The 21,384-nt window shown below is 32.8% G+C and carries 21 protein-coding genes and 1 pseudogene; 15 read left to right on the plus strand and 7 right to left on the minus strand.

Translation table 11 applies throughout. The annotated features are described in order from the left end of the window. The first annotated feature begins 2 nt into the window (after window positions 1-2). Window positions 3-998 carry a zinc-dependent alcohol dehydrogenase family protein gene (locus I5818_RS12180; protein ID WP_078110935.1) on the plus strand — a complete coding sequence of 332 codons (996 nt, stop codon included), beginning with the start codon at window positions 3-5 and terminating at the stop codon, window positions 996-998. A gap of 299 nt (window positions 999-1,297) precedes the next feature. After that, window positions 1,298-2,014 (plus strand): annotated as a pseudogene (locus I5818_RS12185) (dihydrodipicolinate synthase family protein); the annotation flags it as partial. A 268-nt stretch (window positions 2,015-2,282) separates the two neighbouring features. Here the strand turns inward: I5818_RS12185 and msrA are convergent. Continuing rightward, on the minus strand, window positions 2,283-2,819 hold the full coding sequence (gene msrA, locus I5818_RS12190; RefSeq protein WP_078110934.1) for a peptide-methionine (S)-S-oxide reductase MsrA: 537 nt from the start codon (window positions 2,817-2,819) through the stop codon (window positions 2,283-2,285). Between the two features lie 511 nt (window positions 2,820-3,330). On the opposite strand from msrA, the gene I5818_RS12195 reads away from it, so the two are divergent. Further along, window positions 3,331-5,274 carry an endonuclease MutS2 gene (locus I5818_RS12195; protein ID WP_078110933.1) on the plus strand — a complete coding sequence of 648 codons (1,944 nt, stop codon included), beginning with the start codon at window positions 3,331-3,333 and terminating at the stop codon, window positions 5,272-5,274. Between the two features lie 119 nt (window positions 5,275-5,393). Then, window positions 5,394-7,637 (plus strand): AAA domain-containing protein, encoded by a 2,244-nt coding sequence (locus tag I5818_RS12200; RefSeq protein ID WP_078110932.1) that lies wholly within the window; start codon window positions 5,394-5,396, stop codon window positions 7,635-7,637. Between the two features lie 113 nt (window positions 7,638-7,750). Here I5818_RS12200 and I5818_RS12205 read toward each other — a convergent pair whose 3' ends face one another. After that, entirely contained in the window at window positions 7,751-8,683 is a 933-nt protein-coding gene (locus I5818_RS12205; protein WP_169846954.1) for a magnesium transporter CorA family protein, read from the minus strand. A 247-nt stretch (window positions 8,684-8,930) separates the two neighbouring features. On the opposite strand from I5818_RS12205, the gene I5818_RS12210 reads away from it, so the two are divergent. The 3 genes from I5818_RS12210 (at window position 8,931) to I5818_RS12220 (ending at window position 10,974) form a co-directional block, all read left to right on the plus strand. Further along, window positions 8,931-9,653, plus strand: coding sequence for a TrkA C-terminal domain-containing protein (locus I5818_RS12210; protein WP_180211932.1), 723 nt, complete (start codon window positions 8,931-8,933; stop codon window positions 9,651-9,653). Between the two features lie 221 nt (window positions 9,654-9,874). Then, a complete protein-coding gene (locus I5818_RS12215; RefSeq protein WP_058005467.1) occupies window positions 9,875-10,126 on the plus strand; it encodes a GlsB/YeaQ/YmgE family stress response membrane protein in 252 nt (83 codons plus the stop codon). A gap of 470 nt (window positions 10,127-10,596) precedes the next feature. Beyond that, window positions 10,597-10,974 (plus strand): YbaN family protein, encoded by a 378-nt coding sequence (locus I5818_RS12220; protein ID WP_071976043.1) that lies wholly within the window; start codon window positions 10,597-10,599, stop codon window positions 10,972-10,974. Between the two features lie 380 nt (window positions 10,975-11,354). On the opposite strand, the gene I5818_RS12225 is transcribed toward I5818_RS12220, so the two are convergent. Genes I5818_RS12225 through I5818_RS12235 form a run of 3 tightly spaced genes read right to left on the minus strand, consistent with a single transcriptional unit; the run spans window position 11,355 to window position 12,414 of the window. Further along, entirely contained in the window at window positions 11,355-11,636 is a 282-nt protein-coding gene (locus I5818_RS12225) for a hypothetical protein (protein WP_078111398.1), read from the minus strand. A 9-nt stretch (window positions 11,637-11,645) separates the two neighbouring features. Further along, window positions 11,646-12,035: an SHOCT-like domain-containing protein gene (locus tag I5818_RS12230; protein WP_071975996.1), complete on the minus strand. Its 390-nt coding sequence runs from the start codon at window positions 12,033-12,035 to the stop codon at window positions 11,646-11,648. 13 nt (window positions 12,036-12,048) lie between these two features. Beyond that, a complete protein-coding gene (locus tag I5818_RS12235) occupies window positions 12,049-12,414 on the minus strand; it encodes a DUF2089 domain-containing protein (RefSeq protein ID WP_078111397.1) in 366 nt (121 codons plus the stop codon). Window positions 12,415-12,841: 427 nt separating this feature from the next. Here I5818_RS12235 and I5818_RS12240 point away from each other — a divergent pair, with 427 nt between their 5' ends. The 8 genes from I5818_RS12240 (at window position 12,842) to I5818_RS12275 (ending at window position 19,050) form a co-directional block, all read left to right on the plus strand. Further along, window positions 12,842-13,231 (plus strand): GntR family transcriptional regulator, encoded by a 390-nt coding sequence (locus I5818_RS12240; protein WP_071975995.1) that lies wholly within the window; start codon window positions 12,842-12,844, stop codon window positions 13,229-13,231. Continuing rightward, window positions 13,228-13,917, plus strand: a complete 690-nt coding sequence (locus tag I5818_RS12245; protein WP_058005472.1) for an ABC transporter ATP-binding protein — start codon at window positions 13,228-13,230, stop codon at window positions 13,915-13,917. The genes I5818_RS12240 and I5818_RS12245 overlap by 4 nt, the downstream gene beginning before the upstream one ends. Continuing rightward, window positions 13,914-14,747, plus strand: coding sequence for a hypothetical protein (locus I5818_RS12250; RefSeq protein ID WP_078111396.1), 834 nt, complete (start codon window positions 13,914-13,916; stop codon window positions 14,745-14,747). Before I5818_RS12245 ends, I5818_RS12250 begins: the two co-directional genes overlap by 4 nt. Window positions 14,748-14,760: 13 nt before the next feature. After that, a complete protein-coding gene (locus tag I5818_RS12255; protein WP_209391916.1) occupies window positions 14,761-15,966 on the plus strand; it encodes a hypothetical protein in 1,206 nt (401 codons plus the stop codon). Between the two features lie 125 nt (window positions 15,967-16,091). Next, window positions 16,092-16,691, plus strand: a complete 600-nt coding sequence (locus I5818_RS12260) for a DUF4304 domain-containing protein (protein WP_209391917.1) — start codon at window positions 16,092-16,094, stop codon at window positions 16,689-16,691. Between the two features lie 102 nt (window positions 16,692-16,793). Next, window positions 16,794-17,222, plus strand: coding sequence for a cell wall hydrolase (locus tag I5818_RS12265; protein ID WP_071975990.1), 429 nt, complete (start codon window positions 16,794-16,796; stop codon window positions 17,220-17,222). Window positions 17,223-17,318: 96 nt separating this feature from the next. Continuing rightward, window positions 17,319-17,960, plus strand: a complete 642-nt coding sequence (locus tag I5818_RS12270) for a spore coat protein (RefSeq protein WP_058005477.1) — start codon at window positions 17,319-17,321, stop codon at window positions 17,958-17,960. A gap of 163 nt (window positions 17,961-18,123) precedes the next feature. Further along, window positions 18,124-19,050, plus strand: coding sequence for a manganese-dependent inorganic pyrophosphatase (locus tag I5818_RS12275; RefSeq protein ID WP_078111298.1), 927 nt, complete (start codon window positions 18,124-18,126; stop codon window positions 19,048-19,050). A gap of 51 nt (window positions 19,051-19,101) precedes the next feature. Here the strand turns inward: I5818_RS12275 and I5818_RS12280 are convergent, their stop codons facing one another. Beyond that, window positions 19,102-20,817, minus strand: coding sequence for a transglutaminase-like domain-containing protein (locus tag I5818_RS12280; protein WP_209391918.1), 1,716 nt, complete (start codon window positions 20,815-20,817; stop codon window positions 19,102-19,104). Window positions 20,818-21,077: 260 nt separating this feature from the next. After that, a complete protein-coding gene (locus tag I5818_RS12285) occupies window positions 21,078-21,230 on the minus strand; it encodes a YpzG family protein (protein ID WP_065107310.1) in 153 nt (50 codons plus the stop codon). Window positions 21,231-21,384: the final 154 nt, after the last annotated feature.

Here is a 21,384-nt window from a genome sequence, read left to right on the forward strand (position 1 = left end):
AAATGAAAGCACAGGTGATTAAAAGATTTGGAGGTCCATCTGTTTTTGAGCTTGCTGCGGTTCCTAAACCTGACCCAATTTCTGGGCATGTTGTCATTCATGTAAAGGCAACGAGTGTAAATCCAATCGATACAAAGATTCGCAGTGGAGCCGTACCTGCAGTTGCTCCAGAGTTTCCCGCTGTGTTACATAGTGATGTAGCAGGAGTTGTTGTAGATGTCGGAGAGGATGTAACAGAGTTTAAGGTTGGTGACGAAGTCTATGGTTGCGCAGGTGGTGTAAAAGGAACAAGTGGTGCCCTTGCAGAATATATGCTAGCGGATGTACAACTTCTAGCTCATAAACCAAAAAATATAACGATGGCACAAGCAGCGGCACTTCCTTTAGTAACAATTACTGCGTGGGAGTCTCTTTATAAGCGGGCAAATGTTCAAAGCGGACAAACTGTACTTATCCACGCTGCCACTGGGGGAGTAGGGCATGTGGGAATCCAACTGGCCAAGCTTGCAGGCGCAAAAGTATATACAACTGCTTCATCTGAGGAAAAGTTAATTATTGGAAAACGCTTAGGGGCAGATGTGTCCATTAATTATCGCGAACTATCTGTGGAAGAGTACGTAAAGGAACATACAGATGGAAAAGGATTTGACATTGTGTTTGATACAGTCGGCGGTGAAAACCTCGATCGGTCGTTTCAGGCTTCTGCCACATACGGAACTGTATTAGCAATCGCAGCTCGCTCGACACATGATTTGTCTCCTCTCCATGCCAAGGCACTATCTTTACATGTCACTTTTATGCTTTTAAAAATAATTGATAAGGAAAAAAGGCAGGAATATGGTGAGATATTACGAGAAACAACAAAACTTGTAGAAGAAGGAAAACTACAACCTCTAATCGATGAAAGGGTTTTTAATTTTGATCAAGTAATGGAAGCACATACCTTATTGGAATCTAATATGGCCATTGGTAAAGTCGTGTTGACAAATGAATGGTAATTAATTAGCAATGGATATATTTTGCTTGAATTGTTTCTTTCGTATATAAAAATAATCTATGATATTTTTGAAAATCACAACCTTGCCACCATATTTTCTAATAAAAATGAGGAACATAGATGCTCCCTATTTGGGAGTACATCCAAGGAAGTATAATAATTAGGAAAAGCTATAAAGGGGATAAAAGTATGCTAAAAGAACCATTTCACATTGCAGTACCAACGGCATTTTTTGAAGATGAATCTATTAATATTCAAGGAACTATAGATCATATAAGGTAATTATATAAACAAGGAGTAAAATCGGTTCTAGTCTGCGGTACAACTGGAGAACAACATAGCTTAAATAGTAATGAAAAAATCGAAATACTTGATCGGATAGTAAGAGAAAAAGAACTCATTAATAATATGGAAATTATCTTTGGTGTTTCTTCCATTAGGCAGAAAGAAGCAGAGGAATTAGCTAAAAACATTCGTGATACAAATATATCAGGTATTTTACTTGGATACCCGCCTTATATACTACCGACACAAGCAGAAGCATTAATATATACAAAAACCATTATTAATCATTGTAAAAAGCCAACTATTTTATATAATAATCCAAATCGAACCGGATTTGATTTATCACTAGAAAGTATTATTCAGTTAAGTAATATGGAATTAGTAGTTGGAATAAAAGAAGCAGGAAGAAAAGAAAGAGTTCAACTATTAAAAAAAGAAATGAAAAGAAATGACTTCTATTATTATGCTGGTGGAGAATCTGAATTGGATGAGAAAGTGATTCTTGGGTTTGATCGTCTTTCCTCGATTGCTGGAAATTTATATCCAATAGAAATCAGCGAATGGTTTAAAAAATTAGTTTCTAGGCAAGAAATTACTAAACAAGAGCGGCTAAGGATAGAAGACATTTTACTAAAGGTTTATCAAGGTTCACCCTTAATAAATATTAAAGAAAATATTAATAAAAAGGGAATACCTATCGGAATTTGCAGGAGTCCAATCGGAAATCAATAATCAAATAAGAAGCGGTATGAACAGGGTGTTTATGCACTCCTGTTTCATTACTATCTTTATTTATATTACAATTTTTGTGGTTTTTGTGTCACTAGGTTCATCTTCATGCTTATCTAATGTTTTATGTTCAACCTTTCTTTCTTCATGAATGACATTAACGGATAAGAGATCTATTGGTAATTCTACTTATGAAACATCTAATACTTTTTAACCTATAAATTATTGTACTATATAAAAATAGCAAAATCAGAGGTAAGCACCTCTGATTTTAGTTTTTATCATTCCAGTGTGAAGCAATAAATTCATCACGACCTGATTTTTTTCGATCTTCCATGTACTCTTCTTTACTTTTTTTATAAAAATCCTGATGGTAATCTTCAGCAGGATAGAATGTAGCAGCAGGAAGTATTTTTGTGACAATTGGTTTTTTAAATTTTCCACTGTCACTTAAGTTTTTCTTAGAGATTTCTGCTAATTTCTTCTGTTCTTCGGAATGATAAAATATCGCCGTCCTATAGGAATCTCCACGATCATGAAATTGACCACCGTCATCGGTCGGATCAATTTGCTGCCAGTAAATTTCAAGTAATTTTTCATACGAAAATATACTAGGGTCAAATGTAATTTGAACGACTTCATAATGTCCTGAAGTACCCGACTTTACATCTTTATATGTTGGGTTCTCAATATGACCACCAGAGTACCCCGAAATTACACGATCAATTCCATCCCATTGGTCAAAGGGCTTGACCATACACCAAAAACAACCACCTGCAAAAGTCGCTTTTTCTAATTGCTTATCCATCCTTTTTCCCCCATAGTAAAAATCAGTATAATCGGATAATATCATTTTTCTGCATAATAAAGCAATGAATTAAATTTCAGCATTCACATATTGACAATCACATAATTTTCAAGTAATTTAATAAGCATAATGGTAATAAACTTACCAATATTAACCTAGTTATTGATTCCCTTAATAAAGGAGATAATTTTATGTTTGGTGTCGTTCTTAACTAATCCGTAATTTCATACGGTCACACTTTTCATTGACGTTGCTTGTGAAAAAATTTTTCACAACATACGTTTATTTAAGTATGGTAAAAAGTGTGAATGTTAAGAACGATAATCATGGCAGATAGAAGATCATTCTACGAAAGCTATGTCTATTGGCATAGCTTTTTTATGCTCTCATGAAATTTGGGAGGATATAACTAGGTAGAAACAATAACAAAGTATTTATTTTGTTAAAACACTTCTAAGCGTAATGAACAATTGTTCATTACGTTTTTTTTTATTATAAGGAGGCTATTATTGTGAATTCCCATACGTTTAAAATCCTTGAATTTGATCACGTAAAAGAACTGATTGCTCAATTTACAATGTCTGAAGCAGGAAAGGATAATATCGTAAATTTAGCTCCATCTACAAATGTAAAACAAATTCGAGCTTGGTTAGATGAAGTAACAGAGGCAGTCAATATTTTGGAAAAAAGCGCTAGTGTTCCTATCTCTTCATTGAATGGAATGGAACTAATCATTAGTCAATTAGACAAAGGTCTGACATTAAAGCCTGCTCATTTTAAAGAGCTCGCAGAATTTTTGATTAGCTGTAAAAGACTTAAGCAATATATGAAGGATAAAGAATTTCTTGCACCACGTGTAACCTCGTATGTATATGGCATTGAAGATCTTTCTCGTTTACTTGAAGAAATTGAAAGATGTATTCGTAATGGACGAGTGGATGATTATGCAAGCAAAGAGCTTGTGAAAATTCGAAAGCAAATGTCCATTCAAGAGGATAGGCTTAAGGATAAACTAAATCAAATCATTAAATCATCCAAATACAAATCCTATCTTCAAGAATTTATTGTAAGTGAACGAAATGGTCATTATGTAATTCCAATTAAGAAAGAGTACAAAGGAAAAATAAAAGGGGTAGTGTTAGATACTTCTGCTTCGGGAGCAACTTTGTATATTGAACCTGAGGAAGCTGCATTCCTTCGAGAACAAATTTCGATACTGAAAGCAAATGAAGAAACAGAAGTGGATAGAATTTTAGCTGCCTTAACTGTTTTAGTCGATGAGCATCTGCACGAAATAAGGCTGGCAATGGAGACGATGGTTCATTATGATGTTTTATTTGCAAAAGCAAAATATAGTCGTCTCATTGAAGGACGAAGTGTTGAAGTAAATGAAACTTTTAATATCCGTCTTAAGGGTGCACGCCATCCGTTATTAGAAAAACAAGCTGTACCACTAACCATTGAACTAGGCGAACGATACAATGCTTTAATTATTACGGGACCGAACACAGGTGGGAAAACAGTAACGATTAAAACCGTTGGATTATTAACAATAATGGTTCAATCTGGTTTGCATATTCCTGTTGATGAGGGGAGTGAAATTAGTATCTTTAAAAAAGTCCTTCTAGATATCGGGGATGGTCAGAGTATCGAGCAAAATTTGAGTACTTTTAGTTCACATATAAAAAATATTATCGAGCTTCTTAAGGAGGCAAATGAGTATAGTTTAGTTTTATTAGATGAGCTTGGATCAGGTACAGATCCTGGAGAGGGAATGGGGTTAGCGACTGCGATATTAAAGCAATTCCATCAAAAGGGTGCCACGATATTAGCAACAACTCATTATAGTGAAATTAAAGATTTCGCGGATAAGACGGATGGATTTATGAATGGATCAATGGAATTTGATATCCATACACTACAACCAACCTATCGTTTAAATATTGGTACTGGCGGTGAAAGTCAAGCATTCGCTATTGCACTGCGATTAGGGATGCATCCAACGATTATATCTGATGCCTATCAAATCACATATAAGGAAGAAAAGGTATATGAAATGGAATGTGATAATTCTTTTGAAAAAAGAGAAATGGATAAACAAATTGCTTTGAATCGTTATATAAAAACAAACAAACAAAAGAAACCTACTTCAAACCAACCGGTCGTCATGTTCCAACAAGGGGATAATGTTCACATACTGGCAACAGGTGAATACGGCATTATTTATAAAGGGCCAGATTCATTTGGAAACTATCTTGTCCAAGTGAAAAATGAGAAAAAAACGTTTAATTATAAAAGGTTAAAACTATATATTGCCGCTAATGAATTGTACCCAGAAGATTATGATTTTAATATTATCTTTGAATCAAAAGAAAATCGAAAGAAAGCACATCTAATGGAGCGAAAACATGTCGATGGATTAACGATTGAAGTGAATGATAAACAGGAGGATTAAAAGATATCCATTTCTTTTTTTAGTATAGTAATATAGAATAGATAGGGTTGTCTAATAAGAGGTCATGCCTCATATTAGATAACCTTTTTCAAGTTAATATAGTAAAAAGGATACTAATTATGACAACCATAAAACAATATATTAAAGAATGGCAGGTAGCCCTTCAACATGAAATAGCATATGTGAAAAAATACGGTAGTACTAAATATCATGTTTCTAATGGTCATTTACTATCAAGTGACCAATCATATTCCTATTACTTTGAAACAGCTACATCTTTGCGAATACCTGTAGGTTCAACCATCCGACTGGAATGGGAAGAATGGAAACAGACAGGTAGAGTCCTTTCATCGGAAGGGAAAAGTATCATTATTAGTTTTGAAAAAAGCTTTGGAGATTTAGTTTCTAATGCCATATTATTTCATGATCCATGGGAACTTCTCGAACAGCTTATTCAACGTCTCGATGATGCTAAAAAAAGTAAGAAAAAAAGAAATCGCATGCTTCAAGTAATCACTCCAAGCCTACTAGCGAAACACCCAACTAATCATATTAAAAGTAATATCCATGAGCTAGTCCTGCGATCAAAGTATAATCCAGTAACTTATGTGTGGGGACCACCAGGTACTGGGAAAACATATACTCTCGCACGAGTTGCCGCTAATAAGTATTTTAAAGAGAAACGTGTTCTTGTTTTATCCCATAGTAATCAAGCCGTCGATGTATTAATGGGTGAAATTAATCATTTTGTACAAAAAATGGACAAACAAGTTGAAGGAGAAATATTACGCTACGGAATGAGTGGAGCTTCTGTGACGAATGATTTTTTAACAACGATGCAATTAGTTGAAAAACGTGAACCCGGTCTTTTTGATAAAAGACTTCGATTTTCCGAACTAAAACGAGGATTAAAGAATGATTTAAGTCAATCATTTAGCCATAGAGATACAGATCAATTATTAGAGATTGAAGAAAAGTTAGCAAGAGTACTTGAGCGAATTCGTAGAAAAGAAATTGAATTTGTTAAGGAAGCAAAGATTATAGGAACAACATTAGCGAAAGCGGCAGGTGATGCGGCAATTTTCGAACAGGAGTTTGATATTGTCATCATTGATGAAGCAAGTATGGCATATGTTCCACAAATTGCTTTTGCCTCATCATTAGCTAAACGTGTAATCGTGTGTGGTGATTTTAAACAATTACCACCTATTGCTTCAGCCGGAGATTCTAAAGTCAATGAGTGGTTAAAGGAAGACATTTTCCATAAGGCTAACGTTGTTAAAGGAATTGACACAGCTGAATTTCACCCACATCTTTTTTTATTAAAAAAACAAAGAAGGATGCATCCGGAAATTTCAGGCTTTACAAATCAACACATTTACCAATCTCTTGTTGGTGATCATGAAAAAGTAGGTGAACAAAGACGTTCCATCGCTTTAAAAAAACCATTTTCAAAGCGTGCATCGGTATTATTAGACACCAGTTTTACAGGAGAATTTTGCATTAATGAACAGGCATCTCATTCAAGAATGAATCCATTACATTTATTCCTGTCTTTCCAATTAATCCATGAGGCATATATGGATGGAATGACATCCATTGGATATGTTACTCCATTTCGGGCACAAGCCGTTTTAATGGAACATTTATTGGCTGATTTATATGAAAAGGAATGTGGGGAAGCGGATATTATTTCAGCTACTGTTCATCGTTTTCAAGGTAGTGAACGTGAGATGATTATTTTTGATACAGTCGATGGATACCCACAAAATCGCGCAAGTATGCTGTTAGCAGGTCGTGAAAGTGAAAGGCTCATTAATGTGGCTATGACAAGAGCGAAAGGTAAATTTATTAACGTGACCGATAAAAAGTTTATTCGTAAACAGATTTATCCTAATAAAACAATTAGGCAGCTTGTTGACTATCAAGAGAAACATAAGCAAAGTGTTTCCCCTTGTGAAATTGGCCAATGGATAAAACATCAGCATCCACGATTACGATGGATTCATGCTCGTAAGTTAGAACCAGTTTTTGAGGATATTCAGCATGCTTCACGATCTATTGTGATTTCATTACCAGACCACACGGTCCTTTCTAAACAGTGGGTTGAAATATTGAATAATCGATCGAATAAAATAAAACTAACGATAATCGCAACAAAGGACATCAAACCTATTAATAAATATAAAAAAATAGATCATTCCTTGCCGTTTCCATTTGTTTCTATTGATGAACAAATCATTTGGTTGGGACTTCCACTAGAAGGAATGAAAAGGCTCAAACCACCATATATTACTGCAAGACTTGATGCTCCATCATTCTCTGAATATTTTTTAAAACAATTGCCGATTCATTCTGAATGAGTTTTTCCTTGTATTTAAATAAAGAGAAGTACTGGAGTTTGCAATACAGAAAGAGGAGACCAACGCTGCTAATGCGTTGGTCTTCATATATACTACTAGCTCTACTAAGTATTTTATTTAAAAAATGACCCTTTTTTACTACTTTTCAAAAGGTCTCCAGTCCAACCTTTCATTTTTAAATAACCATAAAATCCAATTGTAGAGACAACGATAAGGAATAATGATAGTAAGTAGCCATATTTCCATTCAAGTTCCGGCATAAATTTGAAGTTCATTCCCCATAACGCCCCTAAAGCCATTAATGGAGTGAAAATAGTCGTTATTACAGTTAAAGTTTTCATTATTTCATTTCCCCGATGGGAGGAAATCACTTCTTCTAGATTAATAATAGAATCAATTTCATGCTCGTATTCGTTGATTAGCTCGATAGCTCGTTCAATTCTTTTACATGTACGTTTAAATATTTCTCCTTTATTTACATCCTCAAGAAAGGCCTCCTCAATTCCGATTTTCACTTCTTTTACAGGAATTAATAGACTTTTCCATACTAATAGCTCATGGCGACGCTTATAAATTTTATCGAGAATGCTCGTTTCGTTTTTTTTATGAAAATGCCAAGTCATTTTTTTTAGTTCATCTTCAAATCGATCAATTCCATATAACATCTCATTCATTAGTTCACCAATTATGATTAAAAATCCATCAATTGCATTGTCTGCCCGATCAATTTGTGCTAGAAGGAAGGATTTATTATTTCGTTTAAGAAATGATAAATCAAGATCTACGGTAATGAACTGATCAAGCGTTAAATAAAAATGAAAGATTTTGTAATCCTGTTCATCCTTGAAATTTTGTTTGTAAATAAGTGATCCCTTCACAATTCTTTTATTATCATCGTGTATTTCAATTCTTAATATATTTTTCCTATTTTCCTTCACTTGATTGAGCCATTCCTTATTCAAGGAGTAGCTATCTTCTTCAATAATTTGTTTTATTTGATCTATTTCATTTTTCTTAAATTGATACCATTTCCAGCTATTTGTCATATTATCATCCCTATTTTTAAAGTATTTTCCTACCCATTCCCGATTGTTGAAAAAATAAAACCTCTGATAACTATGTTTTTCTATGAAAGGAAGGAGGTAATAACAAATAAAAAAATATAAAAAGAATGACATCATTCTATTGTTTCAAGAGAAATCGAAATATCGGCTTATGCAATACGATATTACGAAGCAGCATTGTCTAAAAAGGGCATCATTATTTCTCAACTATTATTGTGGGGTGAATAAAATGAATTTACTATTTTTACTTATCTATTTTGTTGTCATCACAGCTGTCATAGAAATTCATGTCATACTATTTCGGTTAACTGGTCTGAAATTGGAAGTTTCGCGTTTCCAAGTCATCTCGATGATGACAGGTACAGGATTTACAACTGGAGAATCAGAACTTATATTAGGACATCCAGTTCGTAGAAAGCTAGCGATATTTCTTATATTATTTGGAGCATTTTCACTTGCAATAATTATCTCATCTATAAGTAATTTTCTTTCAGATGATTTAGGAATAAAGGAAACTCTATATGTTGCAACAGGGCTATTATTGGTACTAGGAGTATTAAAATTGACTTCCATCCAAAGGGGATTGTCCCAATTATTTAATAAAAATATGAAGAAAAATATTGAACTTGGTGATTTACCTATGCGAGATATATTTTTAACAGATAAAACAGATGATCTAGTAAATCTTCACATATATAAAGAATCTTATTTATTTCATAACACCATTAAGGACGTACTCAAACAATACGATCAGTTAGATATGGTTGTATTGTTTATTAAAAGAGGAGAATTGAAAATCAGAAAAAATATCTATCAGACGAAAATCCACGAAGGTGATCAAATATTACTATTCGGTAGCAAAGAGGTAATTAGAGAGAAATTTAAAAATGATCTTAATATAATGGAAGATAAAATGAAAAATCAAACTCACACACCAATTTCAGAAGATTAATTATCGTAGATTTTCATATTTACAAAATAGTGAAAGGATCCTTCGTGCTGGTTATACTTGAATACCTACAAAACTATGGGATTTTATATTGGTAGGTATAGGGATGAATGTTGAAAACAGTTAATTCTATTTACTTGAATCTAGTTTTTTGTTTATGAAGCGTAAAAATGGGTATTTTAATTATTAAACAATACTAATTAAAAATGAGGAGTGAAAAAGTTATGGGAATTATTTGGGCTTTAATTGTCGGAGGAATTATCGGATGGCTAGCAGGTTTGATCATAGGTCGAGATGTACCAGGAGGGATTATCGGCAATATCATTGCAGGATTTATTGGAGCTTGGGTAGGTTCATTAATATTAGGGGAATGGGGACCTGAAGCTGGTGGATTCTATATTATTCCAGCTTTAATTGGAGCGATTGTTCTCATATTAATTTTAACCTTCATTATGAAGAGTTTAAGAAGAAGTTAGAACAAAAACAAAGTTATCTATAATATTATTATGTAAACAATATATCGTTGATACCAATTGTTTTTTCTATAAATGAAAGGTATAAAACGAAATATACTTTACAGCAGCACCTCATGACGAAGGTGCTGTTCTTTTGTGGGTAAATAATCACCAGTACTATTTATGTTTTGGACTTAATTTCGGATCTTTTGTTATCCAAAATAGATCAATTATAATAAGGTGTATCTATCAAACTAGTAGCACCATTTGTCAAACATTATTGTTATATATTAGTTGTAATGCAAAAAAGACTTTTGTAGTACTAAAATGTATTTTTAATCCCATTGAAAACCATATTTGCTTTTTATGACTATAGATCTGTTTGTTTATTGACTCCGATTCAATTTATGTTACGATCATATTAAGTTAAGAAAAAGGAACGTATATGATTGAATCTTATTGTATCGAAGCGAAGGATGTATAAAAAGGTGATGACAGTAAAAAAAATAAAAAGTTTCCTGTTTATGCTTTTAGGTTTCATCTCTTTAGGGATTGGTATTGTTGGGACTGTACTACCAGGCTTGCCTGGCGGTCCGTTTTATTTATTTGCAACTTTTTGTTTTACGAAAAGTTCAAAACGATTTGAAAAGTGGTTCAAAGGCACGACCATTTATAAAAAATACGTTTTAGCATTTCTTCAGAAAAAAGGAATGACACGAAAAGAGAAAATCCGTATCAATTTAATTGCTGATATCTTTATTTTAATTTCTGTCATATATATCGATTTCCTTTTGCTAAAAATAGTATTAGTAGTTTTGGCTCTTTATAAACATTATTATTTTATTAAAAAAATCAAAACGATTGAATAGATTTTAAACTGCATTTATTTTTAAATTTAGTGAAGTACCTTTCAAAAAAAATTAAACAACTATATTTTTACCCCGTCCTAAATATAGAACGGGGTTATTCATATTAATTTTCTCGGTATTGGCAGCGAGTAATTAGGTATTATAAAAAATGCTGTTTTCGGATCGTTGTTGCTCATGTATAAGCAAAACCTACTGCTGGCTTTTTCGTAAAAAAATGGAATTAGCGTTCTTATGAAGGTTACAGCATTTTATTCATTGAGATGATGGGGCTATTTAGGCTTCACCTATTTTTTTCGTTAAAACATTACTAATTTGTAACAATATTTGAAAAAGAGCATTCATCGAAAAGCAGGTCAGTGGATGGTGTATTCTAGAATAGATTATAGTCTAACCTTAACCTCAGTACCGTCCTTAGCTTTGACATCCACTAGCACGATTCCCTTATATTTTTTCAATTCCTTGACGATAGGCTTTAATGTATTTTTCTCTATTAGTGGAAGGGTAAAGTCCAATTTTTTTCTTTCGAAATGCTCTTTTGTCCATCTGTTTAGATTCTGCTGAAAAATTTTTGAAGACAAAATTGAAATAACAATGTTTAAAATAGAGTATGGGATTGGGATGGTAAACCGCACGTCTTTTGCTTTTACTTTTACATGCATCATAAGCAATCACTAATCAATGATAACCGAAACGGTATCTCCGTTTGCCGATTGAATATCAACAATTTGTCCATCTAATTCGTTTTCGATTGCTTCAATAATAAGGTCTATGTCTATATCTTTCACATATTTTTCCGCTTGTGGAATACTCGCAGCAATACTATGTCCTGCCATTAATACTACCTTGACAAGTTTGATAGGTAAGTTGACAGTGACATTATCATTTTCGGTTGATACTACACGAATTTTCAATGTTTTATCTAAATATTTACTTGGTTTATCAAAAGGCTTATTACCTGTTTCTTCTTTCTCTTTTAATATTTGAATCAGTTCTGATCCCTTATCTGCATCAATCTTACCCTCTTGAACCATTGTTAACACTCTTGTAATTTCCTCTTTCATGATAAATTCCTCCCTATTCCTCTTTTAAGAGCTTAATGGCTTCTTCTGGTGTGATCTCGCCATTTTCCAACATAGTGACAACTTTTTTCTCGTCTACTACATTTTTCTTCTTCTGCACATATCCAAGGGATGAAATGATATCTGTTAGCTTACCTCGAACCGTTGGGTATGAAATCCCCAGTTCCTTTTCAACTTCTTTGATATTCCCTCTGCAAGTTAAAAATACTTCCACAAAATGAAGCTGATCCTTAGATAAGGATGCCAGCTTTGATAATTCAAACTCATTTTCAATCGTAGTATGACAATGAGAGCACTCCAACTTTGTAATTTTCAATGTTTTACTGCAGACAGGACAATTTGTGATTACTTTATAAGCCATAATAAAATCCCTTCCTATTAGTTGATTCAATTATACAACATAAAATTAAAAATAAAAATAATAATATTTAAATATTTCTTTAATAAAATTAATAATATTAATTAATTCTTTAACATTATTAATAATGTGTTTAGGGGTATTCATTCGGAAATAACATTTTTTAGAAGGATTGATGTTTTTCTCTTGTGAACATTCCCATTGTCTCATAACCATATATCGTGACTTTGCGTTTTTGTTTTGTAATCAATGATATTTGATAGTTTTAAATAACCAATTCTTATGTGTGTAGCTTAGAAAAATATTACTTGACACACTATGTGTATGAACCATATAATACACACAAGAGGTGTATGAATGCCATAATACATAAAATTTTGTCGTCTATGTATGAATCACTTAATACACACATCGCATAGGAGATGTTTCAATGAAAATTAATTTTAATAATCGTGATCCTGTCTATGTACAGGTTGTTCGGTACTTCAAGGAACAAATAGCAATAGGTATGCTAGAAAAGGGCCAAGAAATTCCTTCGCGAAGAGAGCTTGCCTCAATGCTGAAAATTAATCCGAATACTGCACAAAGAGCCTATAAGGAAATGGAGGAACAGGGGTTGATACACACTGAAAAAAATTACCCAAGTAGAATTACAAATGACGAGGTTGTTTTAAGTAAGGTAAGAACAGAGTTAATTGTTGAAGCGGTGGATTCCTTTGTTCAATCCATTCGGTCTATTAATGTCCCAGTCGACGAGTTACTTGAATTAATAAAGGAAAAATATAATTCATCAGAAAACGAAAGGAAGGAACTGGAATGATCGAGGTCCAAAATATTACGAAAAGGTATGGTCGTAAAAAAGTACTAAACGGTGTTTCATTTACTGCTAATAAAGGAGAAATAACCTGTTTAATTGGGATCAATGGAGTGGGGAAAACAACAACATTGAAAGCGATCGTAGGTCTAACTCCCATTAATAGCGGAAAAATACTTATCGATGGTGCAAAATTAACTAAATCTAGCTATGAAAAAATCACGTTTATACCAGATGCGATTACCATGCTTCCCCACATGACAATCCACCAATCAATGGTATTTATGGATGACTTTTATGAAAATTGGAACCAACAGCGTGCGGACGACTTGCTTACATTTTTTAAACTAGATAAAGGAACACGAATTTCTGAGCTTTCAAAGGGAAATGTGGCGAAAGTAAATTTATTATTAGGACTTTGTATTGATGTTGATTATGTTTTAATGGATGAACCATTCTCAGGTATTGATATTTTTAGCAGAGAGCAAATAGCAGAAGTGTTCACGAGTCACTTAGTCGAAGACAGAGGTGTAATTATAACAACCCATGAAATAAATGATATTGAACACTTAATTGATAAGGTAGTTCTCATAGATAACGGAAATGTATTAAAAGAATTTAATACAGAAGAAATTCGTTTGACAGAGGGGAAATCGGTTGTTGATGTGATGAGAGAGGTGTACAGAGGGTGAAAAAGTTTTTAAAATTGTTGAACTTTGAATTAAATCGATTTAAAAAAATCTACATCGTGTTAATTTTACTAACAGTCGTCATTCAAATAACTGGAGTAATCTATAAAACATTAAATTATATGAATGATGTGAATGACACAATGCGAGAAACTTCCATAAATGCATCAGAATATGTTAGCCAAAATGGAACGATGGACTTTAAAACAATACTGAATACTTCTTGGTTCTTCTTTTCAGTGGCACTTTGTGCTGCAGCGTTAGTAATCTATTTATTTTTCATTTGGTATCGTGAATGGTTTGGTAAAAATACGTTTATTTATCGATTATTGATGCTACCTACTTCAAGAGTAAATATTTATCTATCAAAAGCATTAACGATTTTCTTATTAGTTTTAGGATTAATCGGCATTCAACTTATACTATTACCAATTGAAAACTTCATCTTTAAGGCCATTATTCCAACTGAATTCAGAATCGATTTGAAATTAGCTGATGCGATTCGTTTATCCGATTATTTGCATATTTTGATTCCTGGTTCATTTTTAACATTTCTCATTTTCTATGGTTTAGGATTCTTAGCAGTTACAATCCTTTTTACAGGAATTCTTTTCGAAAGAAGCTTTCGCTTTAAGGGTATCATTATGGGTGGGATATACTGTATTCTTTCAGTTATTGTCTTTTTTGCACCACTACTTATTGAGACATTTTTTATGCCAAACTTCCTCTATCCAATAGAAAGATTCTTTATCGAATTAATTATGGGAATCGTTGTCCTTATTGGATCGATTAGTATGAGTGTCTATTTATTAAAAAATAAGGTAACGGTTTAAGGAGGTATTTGGAATGAAACGCTATATATATTCATCAATTGTCGCAGCTGTAGTTGTTATATGTATCGGAACGTATTACATCTATTCAAATGTATCAGCAGATTCTTTACCAACGATAAATATTCAAAAAATAAGTGGTGATGAAAAAGAAATCAAGTCAATGATCATTACTGGGGATTACGCCGGGAATATTGATTCTATGCGATTTTATTTAACCGTTAATGGAGTAGATTTTAAAAAGAATAATCCTCTTATAGCAGATGATTTTCAACAGTCTCATAAAATTAACCAATTAAGAAAAAAGTATCGGAATTTTATGCGTGGTAAATTGAATGAAGCTTCGTTTTATGAAGATAAGAATTTCTTAATTTATTCGAATATTTTCAATGAAAATTATTCTAACATCGAGGATGATATTAAAATTAAAACTTCCGTGTTAAAAAAGAAGGAAAATAAGAAATCATCGTTCACAATATCTATCCCTAATGAAAAGCAATATGGTAGTTTCTATGTTCAGGATGTTCAGTTAGTAAAAAATAATCAATTAAAGCTTATCGCAAACAATACACAAAACGTTTATTCAAATACTCCAAATAATGAAATACATGTATATACGATTGACCTTGAGAAGCAAAAGCTACTAAGTGATGATGTCCTAACATCAGATCCGGTTGGAGATACCTACAATCAATATAACAGTTATTCTTATTCTGATCGTACCATTCCAAATAAATATTTCTTATTTACAAATGATCAGTTAAAAATGGTTGATAAAAACGATGGATCGTATGAGGAAAAACTTGTTAAAAGTCAATTCATTGCCTACAATCTCGAAAAAAATAAAAAGGAAGTGATCGACCTTCCTGAGAAATTAAAAAATGCGAACATTGAAGCGTATAAAGATAAAGAGATATATTTAACCATTAGAGATAAAAAAGGTGTGAAATTATTTACGTACAATCTAGAAAATAAGAAGATTGAAAATGAGTGTACATTACAATTACCTTCAAATGGTCAAGATTGGAACGAAGGAGTAACCGTGACCTTTGCCCAAAATAAAGTTTTTCTATTAGATTCATATGTAAACGAGAAAACAGAAAGTCAATTATTTGTTAATGACATAAGTACAGGTAAGTCACTTTATCAAGGCAAAATCAATAATAAAGGAATTGATAAGGAGTACTTCATTCGTTTTGATGAAATTCAAGTTAAAAGGTAATAAAAAGTTGATTAGAAACATTTATGTTAGTAATTTCCTGTTTTTGATAATTATCTGAAACTTTTTCCCGTGTTCAAACGTCTTATATAATAGAGCATAAAATATTAAATAGAGGGGGGATCAATTTGATTGTTCGGAATAAAATTGATAAGAAATTAAAACGAATCCTATATCCTGTTTTAAAAGAATATGGGTTTGAAAGTATCAATAATAGAAGATATTATGCTGTTCATGATAACTGTACATGGGTCATAAGCATTAATCATATTGGCAATTATTATTCCGAATTATCAGGTTGGCCTGCCCAATCCTTAAATGTTACTATCGGTATTTATTTTGATTTTATTCCCCCTATCATTGAATTCAATAAATTTCCCAATCATTATGATTGTCAAGTCCAGATGGAATTGTGTTGTCTAAATGAAGGAGAAAATACTGGGTATAAACCTAATCGAGAGAAGGAAACGATCTGGTGGTTTTGGTCGAATGGAAAAAATATCGAGGATGTTATCAATAATATTAAATATTCGTTTTTGAAAACGGGCTTGCCGTGGCTAAAAAAATACTCGAATATTGAACGAGCTTTTGAAAAAATCGAAAGAGAAATCAATTCATATCATAAATTTTATAATGCACAATTTTTTGCTAAACATTTAAAACTTTGGGATAAATATGAGGAGTATCATCAATTATTTAAAGCCGAAGCCATTAAGTTTGGCGAATGATTTGTAGGAGGGAAATTATTCCCTCCTTTTTTTATGTCACAATGGTCATCAATCTAGCCATAAAGAATATGATAAAGGTGAAAAGCAGATGGAGGTGAAGTAATGGCAGTTGTCAAGGCTACTGATTCAGATATTGCACTTTTAGCAAGGTTGCTAAGAGCTGAGGCAGAGGGGGAAGGTATACAAGGTATGCTTCTCGTAGGGAATGTCGGCATTAATCGGATAAGAGCGAATTGCTCCGATTTCAAGGGGCTCCGCACTGTACCGCAAATGGTTTTTCAACCTCATGCCTTTGAAGCTACTATACATGGTTATTTTTATCAGAGGGCAAGGGAAAAAGAGAAGCGCTTGGCTCGTCGATCAATTAATGGAGAAAGTTTTTGGCCGGCAAAGTATAGTCTTTGGTATTTTAAACCACCCGGTGATTGTCCAGCAACTTGGTACAATCAGCCATTAGTTGCAAGATATAAAAATCATTGCTTTTATGAACCAACAGCTGAAACATGTCAAAATGTATATAACACATTTTAACCCTTAGCAAGTTTGTAATTGGGTGTTTCGTGAATAACTCCTTTAAATTAATTCATACTAACAAAGGTAAAATGAATTATTTAGGAGGTAGGATTCATGCAAAACCAGCAAAACTCAAACCAAATGCATCAAAATATGCATACAGGAAATATTCCACAACAAATGAATCATGGTGGTCATGAAGTATTGGATGTAGGGGAAGTATTATCAGGATCTATTGGCTTAATGGATCAATATACTTTATTAAGAGGTCATGTTCAAGACCAGGAACTATTAAACATTTTAGACCGACAATACCAATTTATGCAACAGGAATATAATACATTGGTGGATTGCTTTCAATCAGGTAAGGATCCAGCGGTTCCTACTCAAAGCTATAAAATGCAGCAAGATAATAATTTTGTCTATGGATTGCAGCCGTCACAACCGAAAAAACCTTTACAATCTGTGTCAGAATTGACTGATGAATGCATTTCTGGTTTAATGCTTGGTGGTGTAAAATCTTCTGCTTCTATGAAGACAGTGGCTGCATGTGAAACGACTAACCCTGTAGTACGAAGAGTGTTAGCAGATTCCATACCAAACTGTATTGAAATGGCCTATGAACTGTCAATTTATCAAAATAAACATCATTATTATCAGGTGCCACAATTTGCTCAACAAGATATGCAACAAATGCTCCATGCGTATGCCCCTACAGGAGGGCAAATGCCAAACACTAATAATATGACTCACTAAATAATCGTAAAAACGTCAATTCATTGGATTGACGTTTTTCTTATGAAAATTTGGATAGGATCGTTCTAAAAATGAAAACTGCTTTTTTATTTAAAGGTGTTTGTGCTAAAATAATATTGGTATATAGAAAGCCTATTTAACTTGAGAAATAAGGAGAATAAAGATGGAAAAGATATTAGTTTTTGGACATAAAAATCCTGACACAGACACAATTTGTTCGGCAATTGCTTATGCAGAATTAAAGAAGAAATTAGGTGTAGAAGCAGAGCCAGTACGATTAGGAGAAATAAATGGTGAAACAAAGTATGCGTTAGATTACTTTAAAGTAGACGCTCCTCGTTTCGTTCAGACAGTTGCAAATGAAAGTAATGGTGTAATTTTAGTTGATCATAATGAACGTCAACAAAGCGCGGATGATATTGATCAAGTAAAAGTTTTAGAGGTAATTGATCACCACCGTATTGCTAATTTTGAAACAAGTGATCCTTTATATTATCGTGCAGAGCCCGTAGGTTGTACAGCTACTATTTTAAACAAAATGTACAAGGAGAATGGGGTAGCTATCAATAAAGAAACAGCTGGTTTAATGCTTTCTGCAATTATTTCCGATTCACTATTATTTAAATCTCCAACTTGTACGGATCAAGATATTGCTGCAGCTAAAGAATTAGCGGAAATTGCTGGAGTTGATGTAGATACATTTGGTTTAGCTATGTTAAAAGCTGGTGCTGATTTAAGTGATAAATCTATTGAACAACTAATCAGTTTGGATGCGAAGGAATTCCAAATGGGTACACATAAGGTAGAAGTTGCACAAGTGAATGCAGTAGATACAAATGATGTGTTGGCTCGTAAGGAAGAATTAGAAGTAGCATTAACGAACAAAATTTCTGAAAAGAATTTAGACTTATTCCTATTTGTTGTGACAGACATATTAAATAGTGATTCGGTTGCCATTGCTTTAGGAAATGCAGCAAGTGCAGTGGAGAAGGCATTTAATGTAAGATTAGAAAACAATACAGCTATATTAAAAGGCGTTGTTTCACGCAAGAAACAAATTGTTCCTCAATTAACTGATGCTTTAAAATAAACAAAATTAAAAGGGGGGTGTCTGATATTTTAGACACCCCCTTAAAGCTACTTAGTACTCGATATTTTCTCTAATATGAGTTTTCCTAAACTCCTGTTCATTAGGATCAAAATATTGTTCATTATATTTTGCTACAAATTGATCGTTTTGAACATATCCCGCGCCCCATGTAGGATCCATAGTTAACCATTTTCCATTAACTTTCGCTTCAATCCATGCATGATTATTTTTCAATATACCTGTACCCGCCTTTCCCGAAATTACTCTTGCTTCAATATTACTTGCACGTAACAGAGCTCCCGCTAGATAAGCATAATCCTGACAGACACCGGTTTTTAAGCGTAGAGTTTTTAATGCATTATCATCCCATTCAAATTCGTTATTTTTAAATTTCTGAACATCATAGGAAATATTTTTCGAAGTGAAATCATAAATTGCTTTCGCTTTTTCTCGATCATTTTTACTGTCTTTAGTAATTTCTTTTGCAAGTTTAATAATCTTTGAGTGTTCCGATGGTATCCCTCTTGATGGTAATAGATCTCTTTGATCATTTGTATCAAGATTAGTTACTGAGAAAGAGGCAACTGAAAAATAACGAAAATAATTTGTGTTCTTTTCCCTGATTTCAGGTACATTTACTGATACCTCATATTCACCTGGTCCGAACCGTAAATAAATGGAGCCGTCAAATGTAAAATCCTTTACTGGGATGATATCAAGGGCTTCATCTTGATCTTTTTTTGTTTTTATATAAATATGTGTGGTTTCTTTGGCTAAGTTAGCATGAGGGTCGATTTTTCCTTTTATTTGATAAGAGAGTTTTGTTTCATCATTACCAAATTTAGGTATTTCTAATTGAATCCCTCTTTCGTCATATGTTCGATAAAATTCTATTGGTGTCATCTTTTTATTTGAACGATTATTGACAAAAAGTGTAGTGCCATATTGATAACGATTATCTTTCATTTTATCAGGTACGAGGACATTGATTTGATGAAGTCCTTTCCCATAGAAAAGGGGGACATCGTAAGAAAATTGACCATTTTTTACAGGAATTTCGTGTTTCCAATTTTCCATATCTTTTTTTACTTCAATCATAATAGTCGTTGTTTTTTCTAAGTTTTTTACTTTCCCTTGCAAATTTAAATGTTCGGTTGCTTCAATCAACCCTGAATCTACATTCTTTAAAACGAGACTTGCATCTTGTGCATAGGGAGTATAGGTTACATCTCTTTGTTTCTCTGGATGAACATTAATGACTTCGAAGGTAGCAAGATCATAATAATAATTATTGCGATCTGTAGCAGGGAGCATGACTCTAATAGAGTAGTTTCCTTTTCCATTATAAAAATGAATATCCTCTTTAAATGTTCCATTTTCTATAGGAATATAATAATCTTGAACTGAATTTGAATCGATGATATCAAGTGAACTTACTTTAACCCATGCATATCTTTCTTTTAATTGATCTTCTTTTTCAATAACTCCAGAGATGGTGAGTTCTTTGTTTACGGCGAATTTTTTATATTTTGGATTGGTTAATGTTGCACCGATTTTATCTTTATAATTAGTGAGCTCTAGAGGCTCTAATTTAAGCTCAATATTTTTCTCTTTTACTAATTTATCATATTTAGCTAAATCTGTGTTTTCAGTGCTTACTTTGATTGTTTCCTTCTTATCAGACATCTGGGTTTTACTTCCATTACTGCACGCAGAAGTTAAAACTAATGATAATGCAGCAATTGCTAGTAATTTTTTTACATCCATTTTATTCCTCCTATCCCCCTGATTACTGTACTTAAATACAAAATTTCCCACATCTTATTATTTATATCACACAGTTGGTGATAAAAGACATAAGCGAAAAAGCCTATTTTAAAATGGGTTGCCGGTAGATAAAGGGAAAGAGAAATGGTTTATTCAATTGAAATCATTTTTTTATAGTTCTTTATTCACTGACGTCAGACAAAGAAATAAACAAAAAAGACGCACAGGGCGTCCTTCTTGTCCATTTCTTTGTATTCACCTTACCAAAAATGTGCTTTCGCATTGCTTCTAAGAATTATGATATTTTGAGAAACTTGTGTTTGTCCATTTACTTGTGATTTCGTATGTTTTCTTCTTGTGGTACTATAGTGAAATCGTTCAGATTGTGGATCTAAAAAGTTTCTGTAACTAATCGAATATCACCTCTTTGGAAGGATCTATACTTAGAAACGTAAAATACTCAAGAAATGAGTATCAGTAATATTTTGTACTGTAAATGATAAAAAATTCATTGAAATAAACAAATCTAATAGCGGTAAATTCTTTTGATGACTCATGTAAAATGTT

This window comes from Heyndrickxia oleronia (assembly GCF_017809215.1).
Lineage (GTDB): Bacteria > Bacillota > Bacilli > Bacillales > Bacillaceae_C > Heyndrickxia > Heyndrickxia oleronia.